Annotated in this window: 13 protein-coding genes; 7 read left to right on the forward strand and 6 right to left on the reverse strand. The window is 65.6% G+C overall.

The features are described 5' to 3' along the window. Positions 1 to 444: 444 nt before the first annotated feature. The 4 genes from H3005_RS17785 to H3005_RS17800 are packed head-to-tail and all read right to left on the reverse strand — an operon-like array spanning position 445 to position 7243. Positions 445 to 1158 (reverse strand): M15 family metallopeptidase, encoded by a 714-nt coding sequence (locus tag H3005_RS17785; RefSeq protein WP_100554558.1) that lies wholly within the window; start codon positions 1156 to 1158, stop codon positions 445 to 447. Beyond that, positions 1091 to 2641, reverse strand: coding sequence for a serine hydrolase (locus H3005_RS17790; protein ID WP_191078695.1), 1551 nt, complete (start codon positions 2639 to 2641; stop codon positions 1091 to 1093). Before H3005_RS17790 ends, H3005_RS17785 begins: the two co-directional genes overlap by 68 nt. A 55-nt stretch (positions 2642 to 2696) precedes the next feature. Next, complete coding sequence (locus tag H3005_RS17795; protein WP_191078696.1) at positions 2697 to 5720, reverse strand: TonB-dependent receptor; 3024 nt, start codon at positions 5718 to 5720, stop codon at positions 2697 to 2699. Between the two features lie 50 nt (positions 5721 to 5770). After that, the gene (locus tag H3005_RS17800; protein ID WP_191078697.1) at positions 5771 to 7243 is read right to left on the reverse strand and encodes a transglutaminase domain-containing protein; all 1473 of its coding nucleotides are present in this window, start codon (positions 7241 to 7243) and stop codon (positions 5771 to 5773) included. A 132-nt stretch (positions 7244 to 7375) separates the two neighbouring features. Here H3005_RS17800 and H3005_RS17805 point away from each other — a divergent pair, with 132 nt between their 5' ends. The 6 genes from H3005_RS17805 (at position 7376) to H3005_RS17830 (ending at position 13772) form a co-directional block, all read left to right on the forward strand. After that, positions 7376 to 8821: an SH3 domain-containing protein gene (locus H3005_RS17805; protein ID WP_191078698.1), complete on the forward strand. Its 1446-nt coding sequence runs from the start codon at positions 7376 to 7378 to the stop codon at positions 8819 to 8821. Continuing rightward, positions 8822 to 9916, forward strand: a complete 1095-nt coding sequence (locus H3005_RS17810) for a dipeptide epimerase (RefSeq protein WP_089238266.1) — start codon at positions 8822 to 8824, stop codon at positions 9914 to 9916. 517 nt (positions 9917 to 10433) lie between these two features. Next, a complete protein-coding gene (locus H3005_RS17815) occupies positions 10434 to 11282 on the forward strand; it encodes a MurR/RpiR family transcriptional regulator (RefSeq protein ID WP_100461502.1) in 849 nt (282 codons plus the stop codon). 12 nt (positions 11283 to 11294) lie between these two features. Then, positions 11295 to 12059 (forward strand): L,D-transpeptidase family protein, encoded by a 765-nt coding sequence (locus tag H3005_RS17820; RefSeq protein WP_100554553.1) that lies wholly within the window; start codon positions 11295 to 11297, stop codon positions 12057 to 12059. Continuing rightward, a complete protein-coding gene (locus tag H3005_RS17825; protein WP_100554552.1) occupies positions 12056 to 13357 on the forward strand; it encodes an amino acid permease in 1302 nt (433 codons plus the stop codon). The genes H3005_RS17820 and H3005_RS17825 overlap by 4 nt, the downstream gene beginning before the upstream one ends. A gap of 82 nt (positions 13358 to 13439) precedes the next feature. Next, a complete protein-coding gene (locus tag H3005_RS17830; RefSeq protein ID WP_100554551.1) occupies positions 13440 to 13772 on the forward strand; it encodes a hypothetical protein in 333 nt (110 codons plus the stop codon). A 107-nt stretch (positions 13773 to 13879) separates the two neighbouring features. Here H3005_RS17830 and yiaA read toward each other — a convergent pair whose 3' ends face one another. Continuing rightward, entirely contained in the window at positions 13880 to 14332 is a 453-nt protein-coding gene (yiaA, locus tag H3005_RS17835; RefSeq protein WP_100554550.1) for an inner membrane protein YiaA, read from the reverse strand. Positions 14333 to 14503: 171 nt separating this feature from the next. Here yiaA and H3005_RS17840 point away from each other — a divergent pair, with 171 nt between their 5' ends. Further along, on the forward strand, positions 14504 to 15670 hold the full coding sequence (locus H3005_RS17840) for a PQQ-dependent sugar dehydrogenase (RefSeq protein ID WP_100554549.1): 1167 nt from the start codon (positions 14504 to 14506) through the stop codon (positions 15668 to 15670). 70 nt (positions 15671 to 15740) lie between these two features. Here the strand turns inward: H3005_RS17840 and H3005_RS17845 are convergent, their stop codons facing one another. Further along, positions 15741 to 16331, reverse strand: coding sequence for a hypothetical protein (locus tag H3005_RS17845; RefSeq protein ID WP_100554548.1), 591 nt, complete (start codon positions 16329 to 16331; stop codon positions 15741 to 15743). Positions 16332 to 16400 lie beyond the last annotated feature (69 nt).

Raw genomic sequence — 16400 nt, forward strand, 5'->3', positions numbered from 1 at the left:
TGGCAGCCGCATCCATGCGGCTGACACCCCGCAATCCGACACCGCCCCACCTTCGACAGATTCCCGCGATCGGGTAGATCCACGCCATGCGTGGATGAATCTCCATCGAAATCGAATATCTCGACAATTGATCGAAGAGCATCCACGCATGGCGTGGATCTACGTGTCGACCAAGGTCGACACCCACCAACAGCAGCGTGGTCGACACCCACCAAGCGCAGGCCATGCCATTCCGACAGATCGCGGAGACCTGTCGAAGGCGGGGTGGGTCCGGTTGCGGGGGTGTAAGCGCCATGGATGGCGCGCCCAAGCCTCCATGGATGGATTCACGGCGTCCCCCGCAACCGGACCCACCCCGCCATCCCACGGAATGCCCGCTGTTGCCGTTGCCGTTGCTCTGGCTTGAGGCTTCGGCAGGTGCAGGGCGCAGCCCTGCCGACACCCCTACCGCACTGGCACGTCGTAGGCAGTACCGGCATCCGGCTCGGGTTGCATCGTGTAGTGCCACCACTCCTGCGCATAGTTGGCGAAACCACGCCGCGCCATCGCCTGCACCAGCTGCTGGCGGTTGGCGTTCTGTGCATCACTCAAGCCCGGCGTCTGCGTATGCGCGCGTGGGCCGAAGAAATCGAAGTCGGTGCCCATGTCCATCGGCGTGCAGCGCCCGCTGCGACAATCCAGCAGGCCAAGATCCACGGTGGCACCGCGGCTGTGGCCGGAACGCTCGGCGATGTAGCCGTCGCTCAGCAGCTGCGGCTTACCCAGATCCGGATACTGCAGCGCCTTGCGCGACTGTTCCTGCGGATCACTCACCCAGGCCATGAACGCCTGCACCGCGCGCACCGGGCGGTAGCAATCGTAGAGGCGCAACGCAAAGCCCTGCGCGCGCAGGTCGCCCTCCACATCGGCCAACGCCTTTGCCACTGGCGCCAGCAGATAGCATGCAGGCGCCTCATAGCCGGGCACGGGCGCAGCGGTGAAGTTGTTGGCACCGGCATAGCGGATGTCCATCTCGATGCGCGGCGACAGCATGCGGATCTCCACCAGTCCCGCCGCAGTGGCGTCGGTGGCGGGCGAGATGCGTGGTGACTCAGCGGCGTGGGCCGCCGGGGCCAGGGCAATCGCCAGTACGAGTGAAATGCAGGTCCTGGAAGTCATAGCTGAAGTCGATCTCCGGATCGATGGCGCGCAGCTCCAGCGTCGGCGTGTCTGCGCCGGGATTCAGCCACGCCTGCGCCGAGGGTTCCAGCGTATCCCACCGCAGCAGCCAGCGCCCCTCTAACTGCTGCACCGTTGCCTGCAGCGCGGGCGACTTGTCCACGCTGAAGCGCAGGCCGTTGGCGGTGGGACACAGCGAGGCAGGGCCCAGCCAGGGATCGAGGTAGCGTCCCTGCCATTGCGCCAGATCGGTGGCAGCAGCCGGTTGCGCAGCCCGGGTGGAGGGCGCACGACTCCCCGTGGCGGCGCGCACGGCCCGTTCGGCGGCCAGCTCGGCCAGGTAGTACCCCACATGTTGCGCGTCTTCCGGCGCGGTGAACCGTTTCAGCGTCGACTGCATCAGCGCGGTACGCGCGTCTTCGGCCTCGCCGTTGATCAGCATCACCACACCGAACTTGCGATCCGGCAGCAGCGCCAGCGAGGAATACATGCCCGACAGCGTACCGGTGTGCGCGACCTTCCAGTGCCCATCCATGTCAGACACCCGCCAGCCCAGCCCATAACCGTAGAAACGGGCGTTGTCCCAGTCGCGTTGGCGTTCGCCCAACGGCATCGGCATGTGCAGTGTCCACAGCATGCGGCGTTGCTCGGCGCCCAACCACGCCGGTGCCAGCGACGGGTCCAGCAGCACCTGCATCCAGCGCGTCATGTCGCGCAGCGAACAACGGATGCCACCAGCCGCCATCGACGTCAGGTCGGGGCTGAGCGCTCCATCACCACCGGCCACCACGTTGCGGCCATCGCGCCGCACATGCGGTTGGGCGACATTGCCGACCTGCTTCACCGACCATGCGCCCACCTGGCAACGGGTCATGCCCAGCGGTTCAAACACCCGCTCGCGCATCAGCTGGTCATAGGGCTTGCCACCGGCGGCCGCAGCCACCTCACCGGCAACGACATACATCAGGTTGTCGTAGGCGTAACCGCTGCGGAAGCTGGTGACCGGCTTCAGGTGTGCCAGCCCGGCGATGACATCGCTGCGGGTGAAGGCATTGGGCTCAGGCCACAGCATCAGGTCACCGGCACCCAGGCCGAGGCCACTGTTGTGGATCAGCAGATCGCGTACCTGCAGGTGTTCGCCCACCCACGGGTCATGCATGCGGAACGCCGGCAGGTGACGCTGCACCGGATCATCCCAATGCAGCTTTCCCTGTTCCACCAGCGTGGCCAGCAGCGCGGCGGTCATCGCCTTGCTGTTGGAGGCGATCTTGAACAGCGTGTCGTCGTCGATGCGGCCGCCGTCACCGCGCACCCCTTCGGTGTGGCGATAGACCACCTGGCCATCCTCGACCACCGCCATCGCCAGCCCCGGCAGGTGCTCGTGCTGGTCCACGAAAGCGATGTCGGCATCCAGGCGTGCGCTGTCCACCGCCTGTGCAGGGGCGGCGGCAAGCAGCGCGGCGAAGGTCAGCAGGCGATACACGTCCGGTCTCCATCGGCAGCGCCGGGCAACGCCCGGCACTGCGCATCCTCGTCGATCAGAAGTTCCAGGTCACCACCAGCTGGGTGTAGCGCGGGGCCTGCCAACGGGTACCGGTGGCGAAGGTGTTCTCGCGGTACTGGCCAGGCTGCGCTTCGTAGCGCTGGTGCACGTTGATGGTCTTCTGGTTGTTGAAGATGTTGTACACCGAGAGTCGGGCACTCAGGTCGATGCCCTCCACCGGCAGGCGCCAGGTCACGTTCGCCCCCATGGTCCAGGTCCACGGCAGGCGACCGAAAGCACCACGCGGGCTGTATTCGAACTGGCGTTTGTCATACGGGCCGGAACAGTTGGCCACGCACAGCCAGCCGGTGCCACCGCCACTGCCTTCACTGGACGTGCTGCCGCCGGCAATCGAATCGTTCGGCCACATCACGCCATAGGCAGTGATCGGGCCGCCAGACTGCACCTGCAACGTGGTACCGAACGACCACTGCTTGTTCAGTGCATACGCAGCACGCAGCTTGAACTGGTGACGGAAGTCGTTGAACAGCACGCCGTAACGTTCGTTGGTGGCCGGGTGATCCCAGAACTGGACCATGCCGGTGTCGCCATAGTTGGTATCGGAGTTCACCGGCCCTTCGAAATTGCCCTCGCTCTTGGACCAGAGGTAGGACGCGTTGAGCATCCACTTCTCGTCCCACGCGCGGTCGATCTGGAATTCCAGCGCCTTGTAGGTCCGCTTCGGCTTGGAATAACCGATCACCTCGCCGCTGCCACCCTTGCGATAGCCGCTGTTGGCGGTATCGATGGTGATCCAGCCTTCGTTGGCGCAGCCGATGCTCTTGTCGCCCCAGATCGTCAGGCTCTCGCCCGGGTTTGCGATCGGCCACAACGTGCTCGGCGTCGGTCCGCACGGGGTGTAATTGATGCGGATGTCATCCAGTGCGCGGGTCATGCGCCGGTAGGTCGCGTTGACGCCCCACGACCAGGCCTGGTTGATCATGTTCTGGAAACCAAGGATGTACTCGTCCTGGTAGACCGCCTTCAGATCCTTGTCCACGCTCTGCCGCAGGTCGGCACCACCGGTGTTCATGCGGGTGTCGGTCGGCCCGACCTGCTGGCCGATGACCGGCGCCATGTACGCCGAACCGGTGGGCGAGGTCTTCCGTTCCCAGCCCTCAAGCACGTAGTAGCTGTACTCGTCGGTCAGGCCGCCGGCGAAGTTGACGTTGATATTGTTGGTCACCGGCAGGTAGTAACGGCCCGCGTTGCCGAACACCTTGGTGCTGCCGTCGCCCTTCATGTCCCACGAGAAGCCTACGCGCGGCGCGATCAGATCGTCCATCTTGATGAACGCCTTGCCGGCGGCGGTGCGGTTTTCGAAGCGGTCCCAGCGCACGCCAAGGTTCAGCATCAGGTTCGGGGTGATGTTCCAGATGTCCTCCAGGTAGAAGGCATTGGCTTCGGTCTCGAACTTGCCGCCGGATTGCCGGTTGCGCGCACGCAGCATCTCGGTGACACCGGCCGGCACGTAGCCATTGGCGCCGTCCCACACTTCATCCCCGGGACGCGCCACGTAGGCGGTGTAGCTCAAGGCGGTCGGCCCGGGATAGCGGGTGGTCTGGTCGGTGGTCATCAGCTCGCGGTCAACGCCGAAGCGCAGCAGGTGGTCTCCCAGCTGCCATTCGAAGTCCAGGCGCGCCACGTCGCGTGTGTCATCACGTTCGGCCACGGCAGTCCCGGTCGGATGGCAGCCGGCGCGCAGGCCCTGCAGCTTGGACAGGCGGGTGCCATAGGTGCTGTCGGTGAACACCGGGCTGCAGGCCTGGTCCAGCGACGAGTTGGTGAACGCGCGCTGGTTGTTCTGGCCGACCATCGCGCGGGCGGTGAAGTTCTGTCCGAAGTGACCGGTGTAGGTCGCTGACCAGTTCTTGCCGCCAGTCTCGGTGATCGAATCACCGCCCCAGTCGCCGAGACGATTGTCATCCCAGGCATAGGCGTAGGACGCATTGGTGACATCGCCTTCATCGGAAAATGCCAGCAGCGCCAGGCTGTGGTTGTCATTGATGTTCCAGTCCAGCTTGGTGCCCCAGAACCCATTGCCGGACTTGTTCTTGAACCAGGTGCTGCCATCGGACGAGGTGTTGTGGCCGCGGTCGTTGCGGTCCTCGTACATGGCGAACAGGAACAGCTTGTCCTTGATGATCGGCCCAGAGCCCCAGACGTTGGTCTTCAGGAACGAATTGTTGTCGCGGCTGCCGTAGGAATGCGGGGTACCGTCGCGATGGAAATGGTCGCCGCCGCTTGAGCGCCCCGCGCTGGGCTCGGCAGTGACTTCCACGCCGCCCTTGAACTCGTTGCTGCCCGAGCGTGTGACCGCATTGATCACGCCGCCGGTGGAACGACCGAACTCGACCGAGTAGCCGCCGGTCTTGACCTGGAATTCATTGAAGAACGCGAACGGTGCCGTGCTGAAGCCGCGGCGCGTGTACATGTCGGTGACGTTGAGGCCGTTGATGAAGACTGCGTTCTCGGCCACCGAGGAACCCGCAAAGGACAGGCCGCCGAACGAGGAGTTACCGCCGACCACACCCGGTGCCATCAGCGCGACAGCGGACAGATCCTGTGCCACCGGCAGCCGGGAAATCTCCTGCCGGTTGATGTTGAATGAGGTCTCGGTGGAATAGACGTCCACCCGGTTGATCACGCGGGTACCGACCACCTGCAGCGCATCGAGGTTGGTGACACCGCCGCCACTGGCCAGGTTGACTGTGGTGGTGCCGCCGACAGCGACGCTGACCGCCACCTGTTCGCCCAGTGTCTGGCCATCGCGGCTGAGCTGCAGCCGGTAGTCACCCACCGGCAGCTGGCCGAGGCGGTAGCTGCCATCGGCACCGACGGTGACCGTCCGGGTCAGACCGGTGCCGGCATTGACGACGGTGATCTGGTCGCCCGCGGTCGCGCGGCCGGCAACGGCACCCGACACGTTCTGGGCCATGGCCGTGGTGGGCAGCATGATGCCCAGACACGTCCCGAGGGCGACGCACAAGGCCGCCCGCTTGATGTTGTAAGCCTTCATCCCCTGCTCTCTCCTGCAAGAATTGAATGGTGGTGGGGTGGTGTGTCGCGCTAGCGTTGCCCGGCTGGCAGTACCCGCCACTGGAAGTCGTAGCTCCATTGGTCGAAGTACAGGTTGCCGCCTGACCACTCGGCCTCGCCGCGCTGCGAGTCGACCGTTTCCGAGCGGTAGTGCTTTTTGGCCGGCACGAAGGCCTGGCCGAAATCGTCGTTGAACGCGATGCGGTAGCCATCGAGGCCACCGAGGTAGAAATCACGCAGCGCGGGCGTGTCGCTGGCCAGCGCACCGGTGGTCACATCCATCGGCAGCCAGCCATACGGCGCCAGGTAGACCTGTCCCCAGTCGTGCAGGTTGTTGTAGCCGCTGCCATCGTCGGAATACACCATGCCCGACTGCCAGCGCGCGGGAATGCCGTTCATGCGCAGCAGGGCGATCAGCAGCAGGGTCTGCTGCCCGCAATCGGCGTGGCCGGCACGCAGCGCGTAGTCGCTGATGTTGCTGATCGTCGAGTACTCACGCGCCCCTGCCCACGGAATGCGGTCGACCGCCGCGAACAGCCTGCGTACCACTTCATATGGGCGTGTCTCGCCCTGCAGCACCTGGTCGGAGAACAGCTTCAACGCCGGGGTGAAGCGCACGTGCGGCAGCTGCTCGGCCAGATAGGGCTTCAATGCAGGATCATTCGGCGTCGACTGCACCTTGGTCGCGTCGATTGCCGTGTGGCGCGCGAAGATCGTCACCGCATAGCGGATTTCAAAGTGCGTCGGCTTGCCAGCGACGGCCTTGGCTTCCAGATAGGCGGTGCGCTGCTGGATGCTGGCCGGGGCGATGCGCGCCTTGCCCGGCGAACTGGCAATCCACTGCACGCGCTCCTGCTGGCCGGGAATCTCGCGCGGGTACGGAATCCATGCACGTACGGTTTCGCCGGCCGGCACGGTGTCGGCCTTGACCGTGAGCGACTGGGTGAATTCGATGCGCTGCGGCAGCACAGATGTCGTGCCGCTCTGTTCGGAGACAGCAACCACGCGTGCATGATGCGCATTGAGCACTTCATTCGGGCCGGGCGGTGGCATAGGCGCATCTGCCCGACGACGCGCACGCGCCTCGTCGCTGAGCAGGAACAAGTTCGACGGTGCGCGCTTGAAGTACCAGCGCGTGCCGTCGATATCGTAGTGCTCGATCAACCCCTGCTGGTCCCAGCGCGCGAACTCCTCGTCGGTCAGGTTGGGAATCCAGCGACGCACGGCGGCCTTGGCTGCGGCTTCGTCGAGGCTGAAATCCATCTTGATGCGGCGCATGCGCTCGTACTGGAAGTCGGCGGGTGCGGGCACTCCGTCTGCGGCGAACGTCGCATCGACATCCCTGAAGCGACCGCTGTCGACCAGATCGATCAACCGCGTTTCCTGTTCACGATCGACGGCACTGCGCTGATCCGCGGCCGGTGCCGACCACGCCCACAGCAGCAGCGCGGCACCAAGGCCGGCAGCGGCAGGCAGAGACGGTTTGCGAACGGCAGGATCCACAGCGACACTTCCCAAGCGCGGGTGGTAACGGCTGTGTAACACGGGCCGGGGGACCGGTCAATAATTTATTCTTGCTTTCGTCGCCAAAAGGAATAAATATTCCAACAGGCATTCGAGGAGGGTGTGCAGCGCATGATCCTGGCTTCCCGCGAACCGCGTCGGCACTGGCCGCGCAGGTTGACCCTGGCGCTGGCCCTGGGCCTGCTGGCCCTACCCCCATTCACCCAGGCGGCCACGTCTGCACCCGACCCCGGCGCACCGCTGCCGTACGTGATCGGCCTGCATGAGGCCTACCTCACCCCGGATTACTGGGCCGCACGGCTGGACAACGCCGACGCACCGATCCTGGATCGCGCGCAGATCAATGCGCAGAACGCGCGGATGCGCACCCAGGACAACCACATCCAGGACATCGCCACGCTGCCCGCACAGCTCAGCGCCACGCAGGTGCGCGACAGCATCGGCGCGCTTTCAAGCTGGCCCAAGCGGGCGCTGTATGACGAGAAGGGCCAGGCCATCGCCCCCGGCCTGCGCACCGCAATTGAAGCCAACCTCGGCCTCGACGCGGTTCCTGCGCAGGTCGCACCGTCGTACGGGCTGGTGGTGAAGCGCGCCGCGCTGCGCACCTTCCCCACCCGCCAGCGTGTTTTCAGCACGATCGGCGACACCGACATCGACCGCTTCCAGGAGTCGGCACTGTTCCCTGGTGACAAGGTTGCCGTGGTCCATCGCAGTGCCGATGACCGCTGGCTGTTCGTGCACAGCGAGCGCTACAGCGCGTGGATCGAAGCCGATGCCGTGGCCAGCGGTGACAAAGCCACGGTCCTCGGCTACGGCGCGAAGGGCCCGTACCGCATCGTCACCGCTGCCACTGCGCACACCGCCTACACCCCCGAAGAACCGCGCGTATCGCGCCTGCAGCTGGACATGGGCATGCGCCTGCCGGTGCTGGCCGACTGGCCCGCCGCCGAACCGGTGAACGGGCAACAGGCACACGCTTCGTGGGTGGTGCAGCTGCCGGTGCGCGAGGCAGATGGCCGCCTGCGCCTGGTGCCGGCGCTGCTGCCACGCTCGCAGGACACCGCCGCCGACTACCTGCCGCTGACTCCGCGCCTGCTGCTGCAGCAATCGTTCAAGTTCCTCGGCGAGCGCTACGGCTGGGGCCACGACTACGACACCCGCGACTGCAGCGGATTCGTGTCGGAGATCTATCGCAGCTTCGGCGTACTGTTGCCGCGCAATACCAGCGCACAGGCGATCAGCCCCGCGCTGGACCGCCTGCCGTTCACCAGCAAGGACAGCAAGGCCGTGCGCGACCGCGCCGTCACCGATCTGCAGGTGGGCGATCTGGTCTACATCCCCGGCCACGTGATGATGGCCATCGGCCACATCGACGGTCGCACCTGGGTGATCCACGATACCGCGGGCGGCAGCTGGTTCGGCGCCGACGGCAAGCGTGTGCAGGCCCATCTCAATGGCGTATCGGTCACGCCGCTGGAGCCGATGATGGCCAGCGACAGCGTCCGCTACATCGACCGCATCACCAACATCCAACGCCTGCGTGCCAAGAATCCCTGAATGAAGATCACTGCCATCGAACTGGGCATGCTGCGCGTGCCGCTGAAAACACCGTTCAAGACCGCGTTGCGTACCGTGGAGACCGTGGAAGACGTGGTGGTGCTGATCCGCACCGACACTGGCCACACCGGCTACGGCGAGGCGCCGGCCACCGCGGTGATCACCGGTGACACGCACGGCTCGATCATCGAAGCGATCCGCCACTTCATCGCCCCGCGCCTGATCGGCCAGGAGGTGGTCAACCTCAACCGCCTGTGCACGCTGGTGCAGACCGCGATGGAGCGCAACACCAGCGCCAAGGCGGCGGTGGAAATCGCGCTCTACGATCTGTGGGCGCAGCTGCATGGCGCGCCGCTGTACCAGATGCTGGGTGGCGGCGACCCGGTGATCACCACCGACATCACCATCAGCGTGGACTACATCGACAAGATGGTGGCCGATTCGCTGTCGGCGATCGAACGCGGCTTCGAGTCGCTGAAGATCAAGGTCGGCAAGGACATCGGCGTGGACATTGAGCGGGTCAAGGCAATCCATGCCGCCGTTGAAGGCCGTGCACTGCTGCGCCTGGACGCCAACCAGGGCTGGACCGCCAAGCAGGCCGTGCATGCGATGCGTACGCTGGAAGAAGCCGGCGTGGTGCTGGAGCTGCTGGAGCAACCGGTCAAGGCCGCCGACATCAGTGGCCTGAAGTACGTGACCGACCGGGTCAACACCCCGGTGATGGCCGACGAGAGCGTGTTCAGCCCCAGCCAGGTCATGGACCTGATCCAGCAGCGCGCCGCCGACATCATCAACATCAAGCTGATGAAGACCGGCGGCCTGTCCAACGCGATCCGCATTGCCGACATCGCCGGCATCTACGGCGTGCCGTGCATGATCGGCTGCATGATCGAGTCGAGCATCAGCGTGGCCGCGGCAGTACATCTGGCGGTAGCCAAGAGCGATGTGATCACCAAGGTCGACCTGGATGGCCCATCGCTGGGGCAGTTCGATCCGGTCAGCGGCGGCGTGCGTTTCAACGAGTCGGAAATCAGCATCAGCGATGTGCCGGGGCTGGGCATCACCGAAGTGCGGGGGCTGGAGATGCTGGGTTGATTTCTGCCTTGCCGCTGGCCTGGCGTACAACTGACTTTTGGTCGGGCGTTACTTTTCTTTTCGCGAAAAGAAAAGTAACCAAAAGAAACGCTCCGCCGGCCGCGAGCCGACGTGCTGCGCACGCCAGTGCCCTGCGCTCCTCGGTCCGCCGAGGGACGGCGCGGAACTCGCTGCGCTCAGACACCCGCGCCTCTTCGCCCTCGCCGGACCTGCGGTGCTCAGCTCGCTTGAAGGCGGACTCAACAGCAGCTCCGGGTAGATCCACGCCTCGCGTGGATGCTTTTGCCTTCGCTTTTGATTCTGCCCTTCACCGTATCCCTTTCGCGGCTGGCACGCGCGCGATCTGTCCGGGGTCGGGCGGGTGGGATTTGCAGGGGTGTCCGCGCCAAGGATGGCGCGGCCAAGCCTCCATGGACGGATTCACGGCGTCCCCTGCGAATCCCACCCGCCCGACCCATCGCATGAAACGCTCTACGCAGCCAACCGCAACGCGCCTACACATGTCCGGACGCCCCGCATGCCGCCCCTGCTGAAAATCCGCACCGAGCGCGGGCAGATGTCGGCCATCGAACGCCGCATCGCCGACTTCATCCTCGACAACGCGCACCTGCTGCGCGATTACTCTTCGCAGCAGCTGGCCAGTGCCCTGGGCATCAGCCAGTCCAGCGTGGTCAAGTTCAGCCAGAAGCTCGGCTTCAAGGGCTACCCGGACCTGAAGTACTCCATCGGCGAGGACGTCGCCCGCGCCGGTGCCGACCCGCAGCAGGCACCGGCCGCACCGGACATCAGCGATGACTACCTGCGCCTGGGCGATGCCCTGCGCCGCAGCAAGGCGCAGGCCGAGGAAGAAACCCGCCAGGCCAACCCGCGCGAGGAGATCGAACGCATCGTGCAGCTGCTCGACGGCGCGCCGAAGCTGTTCGTCCACGGCCTCGGTGACGACGGCCTGTACGCACGCGAATTCGCCATGCGGCTGTCTTTGCTCGGCCTGCTGGTGGTGCCGCATACCGATCCGATCCTGATGCTGGCCAACCTGTCGGCGGCGCGTCCGGGTGATGTGCTGTTGATGTTTTCCGAGTTCGGCAACCTGCCACAGCTGTCACAGCTCTCGCGCCAGTTCCAGGACATGGGCGGCAAGGTGGTGTCGATCACCCGCCACACCGCCAACCCGCTGCGCGCGCATGCCGATGCGGCGCTGGTGGTGTGCGCCCACGACCGCGCGCCGCAGGTGGCGCAGCTGCTGTACCGTAGCGCCATGCACGCCCTGCTCGATTTCCTGTTCGTGCTGCTCTGCCACGCCAATCCGGATCGCCAGCAGCAGCTGGCGGTGAACCTGGAACGGATCGATCACCTGCTGGATTCCTGACCGGAGCGCCCAATGAATCTGCTGCTGGCCCGCTTTGCATCCGCCGCGCTGCTGCTCGTAGCGGCCGTCACTGTCCATGCTGCTCCGCTGGACGACGCTCGCCAATTGATCGTCGTCACCAGCGATACCTGGGACAGTACGCAGGGCCAGCTGCAGGCCTTCGTGCGCGACGGCAAGCACTGGCGCAAGCACGGCCAGTCGTTCCCGGTGGCGCTGGGTCGCACCGGCAGTGCCTGGGGCCTGGGCCTGCATCCTGCCCAGGCCGATGGCCCGCAGAAACAGGAAGGCGACGGTCGCAGTCCGGCCGGCGTGTTCGCGCTGGGCAGCGCGTTCGGTTATGCCGTCACCCGGCCCGGAACGGCGATGATTTACCAGCCAATGTTCGAGAGCAGCTACTGCATGGACGTACCGGCGTCGCCGTTCTACAACCGCATCGTCGATGCAAAGAAGGTCGGCAGTGCCGCCATCACCGGCTCCACCGAACCGATGCGGCTGGACCTGCACAACAAGGGCGACGTGCGTTACCAGGAAGGCTTCGTGATCGCGCACAACCCGGACAACCAGCCCGGCAAGGGCAGCTGCATCTTCGCTCATCTGTGGCGCCAGCCCGGCGAGGCCACCGCTGGCTGTACCGCGATGCCACAGGCGCGCATGCAGGCATTGCTGGACTGGCTGCGCCCGCAGGACACGCCGCGTTTCGTGCTGCTGCCGCGGGCTGAATACCAGCGCCTGCAGGCGCAGTGGAAACTGCCCGCGCTTGAAGGAGCCGCACGTTGAGCGCCGCCGACGAACCCCAACTGCAACGCGCGGTCAGCCGCTGGCAGATCGTCGGCCTGTCGATCAACGATGTGGTCGGCAGCGGCATCTACCTGCTGCCGGCGGCCACGGTCGCCCTGCTCGGCCCCTTCAGCCTGTGGGGCGTGGTGGCCGCCGGTATCGTCGTCGCCCTGCTGGTGCTCTGCTACGCACAGGCAGCCAGCTATTTCGATGAACCCGGTGGCAGTTATCTGTACGCGCGCGAAGCCTTCGGCCGCTTTGCCGGCTTCGAGATCGGCTGGATGATCTGGCTGACCCGCATCAGCTCTGCCGCAGCGCTCAGCAATGCGCTGGCCGACGCCGTGGCGCGGTTCTGGCCATGGGCAGGCGCCGGCATGGGCCGCATCGCGATCATCGTGGTCTCGCTCGCTTTCCTGACCGGGGTGAACATCATCGGCGTGCGTTCGGCCGCCCGTACCGGCATCGTGCTGGTGATCGGCAAGATGCTGCCGCTGCTGCTGTTCGTGGCCATCGGCGCGTTCTACATCGACCCGCAGCTCGCTTTCTCCGGCCAGCGCCCGGACCCGCACGACCTGCAGCGCATGGGCGAGGCAGCGCTGTTGCTGTTGTATGCCTATGCCGGGTTCGAGAACATCCCGGCCGCGGCCGGCGAATACCGCAACCCACGCCGCGACATTCCGTTCGCACTGATCACCATGATCGTCACCGTCACCGTGATCTATGCGGCGGTGCAGATCGTGGCGCAAGGTACGCTGCCCGGCCTGGCCGCGTCAGCCACGCCGCTGGCCGATGCCGCCTCCAGCTTCGGTGGCGAGGCGCTGGCGCTGATCCTCACCGTGGGCGCGACCATCTCCATCCTCGGCACCAACAGCAACACGATGATGATGGGCCCGCGCTTCCTGTTCGCCCTGGCCCGCGATGGCTACGGCCCGAAAGTGCTGGCGCAGGTGCACCCACGCTTCCGTACCCCGGCCGCAGCGATCTTCTGCCAGGGCCTGATCGCCCTCGGCCTGGCGCTGTCCGGCTCGTTCGTGCAGCTGGCGCTGTTGTCGATGACCACGCGCCTGTTCGCCTACATCGGTACCGCGGCAGCGGTGCTGGTATTGGCCAAGCGCTATGCGGACCGCCCCGGTGCGTTGAAGCTGCCCGGTGGCCCGTTGATTCCGGTGCTGGCCCTGCTGCTGTGCGTGGCCCTGTTCGCCAGTGCCAGCTGGCAGAACATCGCCGCGGCGCTGGTCGCCTTCGCTGTTGGCGCGGTCATCTACAAGCTGCCGCGCAAGGACGCCAGCGCCGATTGACCTGCCGATCACGCTGCCGGCCCGATGCGTTAACCGGCCGATAGGCACGATCAGGCTTCGTCCACCACGGAGCCTCCTGCCCATGAGCACTGATTACCAGATCCCCGGCCGCGTACCGGAAGAAGGCACACCCCGCCAGGCGGTTTCGGACTACTGGCGCGATCGCTATACCAGCGAACCGTACTACGACAACCAGCTGTTCTTCGACGATTACGAGCCGGCGTACCAGATCGGCCACACCGCACGCGCGCAGGACATGATCCGCGCTTACGAAGAGATCGAAGGCGAGCTGGAGTCGCGATGGGCGAAGGAGCGCGGCAAGAGCCGGCTGGAATGGGCGCAGGCGCGCAGCGCCGTGCGTCGCGGCTGGGAAGAGGCAGTGAATCTGGATCCGCGCCGGAACAGCCGCGGATAACCATGCCCTGTAGAGCCGAGCCCATGCTCGGCTGGGTATCCAGAGTCGAGCCCGCTCGGCTGCCGATACACTGCAGCCGAGCGTGGGCTCGGCTCTACCACCGTCCGTCAGTCCTGTTCCGGCAGCGGCGGAATCGGCGAGGCGCGCTTGGGCTCAGCGGCATTGGCGGCAATCAGGTCGCGGGTGTTCTTCTGCACCGCCACCGCGCCAAACAGCGACAGCGCGAATGCCATGCCATAGAAACCCTTTTCGCTCAGCACCAGGGTGGCGTTCCACAGACCGACCAGCAGCAGCAACAGTGCCGACAGCAGCGCGAACCAGCACAGTGCGTAGTACAGGCCGCTCACCGGAATGCTCTCGACGCGGTCGCGCACACTCTTCTGCAGCGATACCGCCGCGAACAGGCCGAACAGCAGCAGGGTCAGGTAATAGCCCTTTTCGTTCAGCGGCATTTCGGCATTGAACAGGCCTACCAGGTAGGCCACCGCGCCCAGCAGCAGGGCCACCCACGAGGCGGCGATGAAGGCGGGCGAGGGTCGATGGATGAGGGGTGCGTTCATTGCAGATCCTTGGCAGACAGGCGGGCATGCTTTGCCCGGGCGAGAACACCCTAGACGATCCGCGCCATGCCGCACAGGGGGTAGCAGGACCTTCGGGCCACGACCGTCACCCCGCCGGTGGTATACAAAGGAGAGCCTGGCCATCCGCATCCCCTTCCGCTGGAGATACCCATGACCCGCACGCCCCTGCTGCTCGCACTCGGCCTGCTGCCGATCCTCGCCACCACCGCCTGCAATGCCGCCGGTCCTGATGCGACAGGTCAGAAGGCACCGGCAACCGCCGCGACCGCCAACGACCAACGCCCCTTCACCGCCACCGAGGTCAGCCGTTTCGACCAGCCATGGGCGATGACCTTCCTGCCCGATGGCAGCCTGCTGGTGACCGAAAAGCGCGGCAAGCTGCAGCACTTGGACCTGGCCAGCGGCAAGAAACATGAGATCACCGGTATCCCCAAGGTCGCGTACGGCGGTCAGGGTGGTTTCGGTGATGTGATCCTGCATCCGGATTTCGCCCGCAACCATGTGGTCTACGTCAGCTATGCCGAAGAAGGCACGCTGGATACACGCGGCGCGGCCGTGGCCCGTGCCACCCTCGCCCTCGACGCCAGCGGCGGCGGCCAGCTGAAAGACCTGAAGGTGATCTGGCGGCAGACACCGAAGGTCAGTGGCGAAGGCCACTACGGCCATCGCCTGGCCTTTGGCCCGGACGGCAAGCTGTGGATCAGTTCCAGCGAACGGCAGAAGTTCGACCCGGCGCAGGACATGAGCGGCAACCTGGGCAAGATCATCCGCCTCAACGACGACGGCAGCTTGCCGGCCGACAATCCGTTCGCCTCGCAGGGTGGCGTAGCCGCGCAGGTATGGTCGCTGGGCCACCGCAATGTGCTGGGCATCGCCTTCGATGCCAACGGCAAGTTGTGGGCACAGGAAATGGGGCCGGCCGGCGGCGATGAGCTGAACCTGATCGTGCGCGGTGCCAACTACGGCTACCCGATCGTGTCCAACGGCGACCACTACGATGGCCGCCCGATTCCCGACCACGACACCCGCCCGGAATTCGCTGCTCCGAAGGTGACCTGGAACCCGGTGATTTCGCCGGCCGGCCTGATGTTCTACAGCGGCAACCTGTTCCCGCAGTGGAAGGGCAGCGCCTTCATCGGCGGCCTGTCATCCACTTCGCTGGTGCGCGTTGCCTTCGACGGCGACAACGCACGCGAAGCCGAGCGCTTCAACATGGGCGAGCGCATCCGTGAAGTGGAACAGGGCCCGGATGGCGCGCTGTGGCTGCTGGAAGACGGCAGCAAGGCGCGGCTGCTGAAGCTCACGCCGAAGGCCTGATTGGCCGGATTGCCGGCCAGCGGCCGGCACTACCGAACTGCAACGGCCCCGCATGCGGGGCCGTCTGCTTTCATTGGATGGTGATGACTTTCACTTCCGTGCGCGTGCAGGCCTTGTCCAGGCACTCGCCGTTCAACCACACCTGGCCATCGCCGATCATCACGCCCTGCTGGTTGACGAAGACCTTACCGAACTCCTGCGCGGACACCGCCTTGACCACCGCCGGGGTGATGATCTTTTCGTAGTTGCGCTGGAATTCACCGGGTCCGGTGATCTTCTTCCCACCACTGATGTTCAGTGGGAAACGCACTTCTTCAACCACGGCAGGACGGTCACCCGCGACCACGGCGGTCTTGAAGGCATTGAATACTTTTTCATACTGCGCCGCATCGCCGAGCAGCGTCTCGATGCGCGCGCGGGCGTCGTCTGCTGCGGGCTCGACGGGGCTGGACGCATCCGCGGGCGTCGCCGCCGCATCCTTTGCGTGTTCCGCCGCAGCCTGCGGTGCCGCAACGGCATCGGGCGTGGTGCTGGCGGCCGCCTCGGCCGGCGTCGCACCGGTCATCGGCGGCGGCGCATCGGCGGCGGGCTCGGGCGGCGATGCCGGCTGCGAGCACGCTGCCAGCAACAGGACAGGAACAAGGTACGCCATCGTGCGCATGTGCGGTCTCCATCGATACAGGGAGTCCGATGGTAGCGCCGGCGCAGTGAGAACAACAAAAAGGGGACG

It is taken from the genome of Stenotrophomonas sp. Br8 (assembly GCF_014763005.1).
GTDB classification, from domain to species: Bacteria; Pseudomonadota; Gammaproteobacteria; order Xanthomonadales; family Xanthomonadaceae; genus Stenotrophomonas; species Stenotrophomonas lactitubi.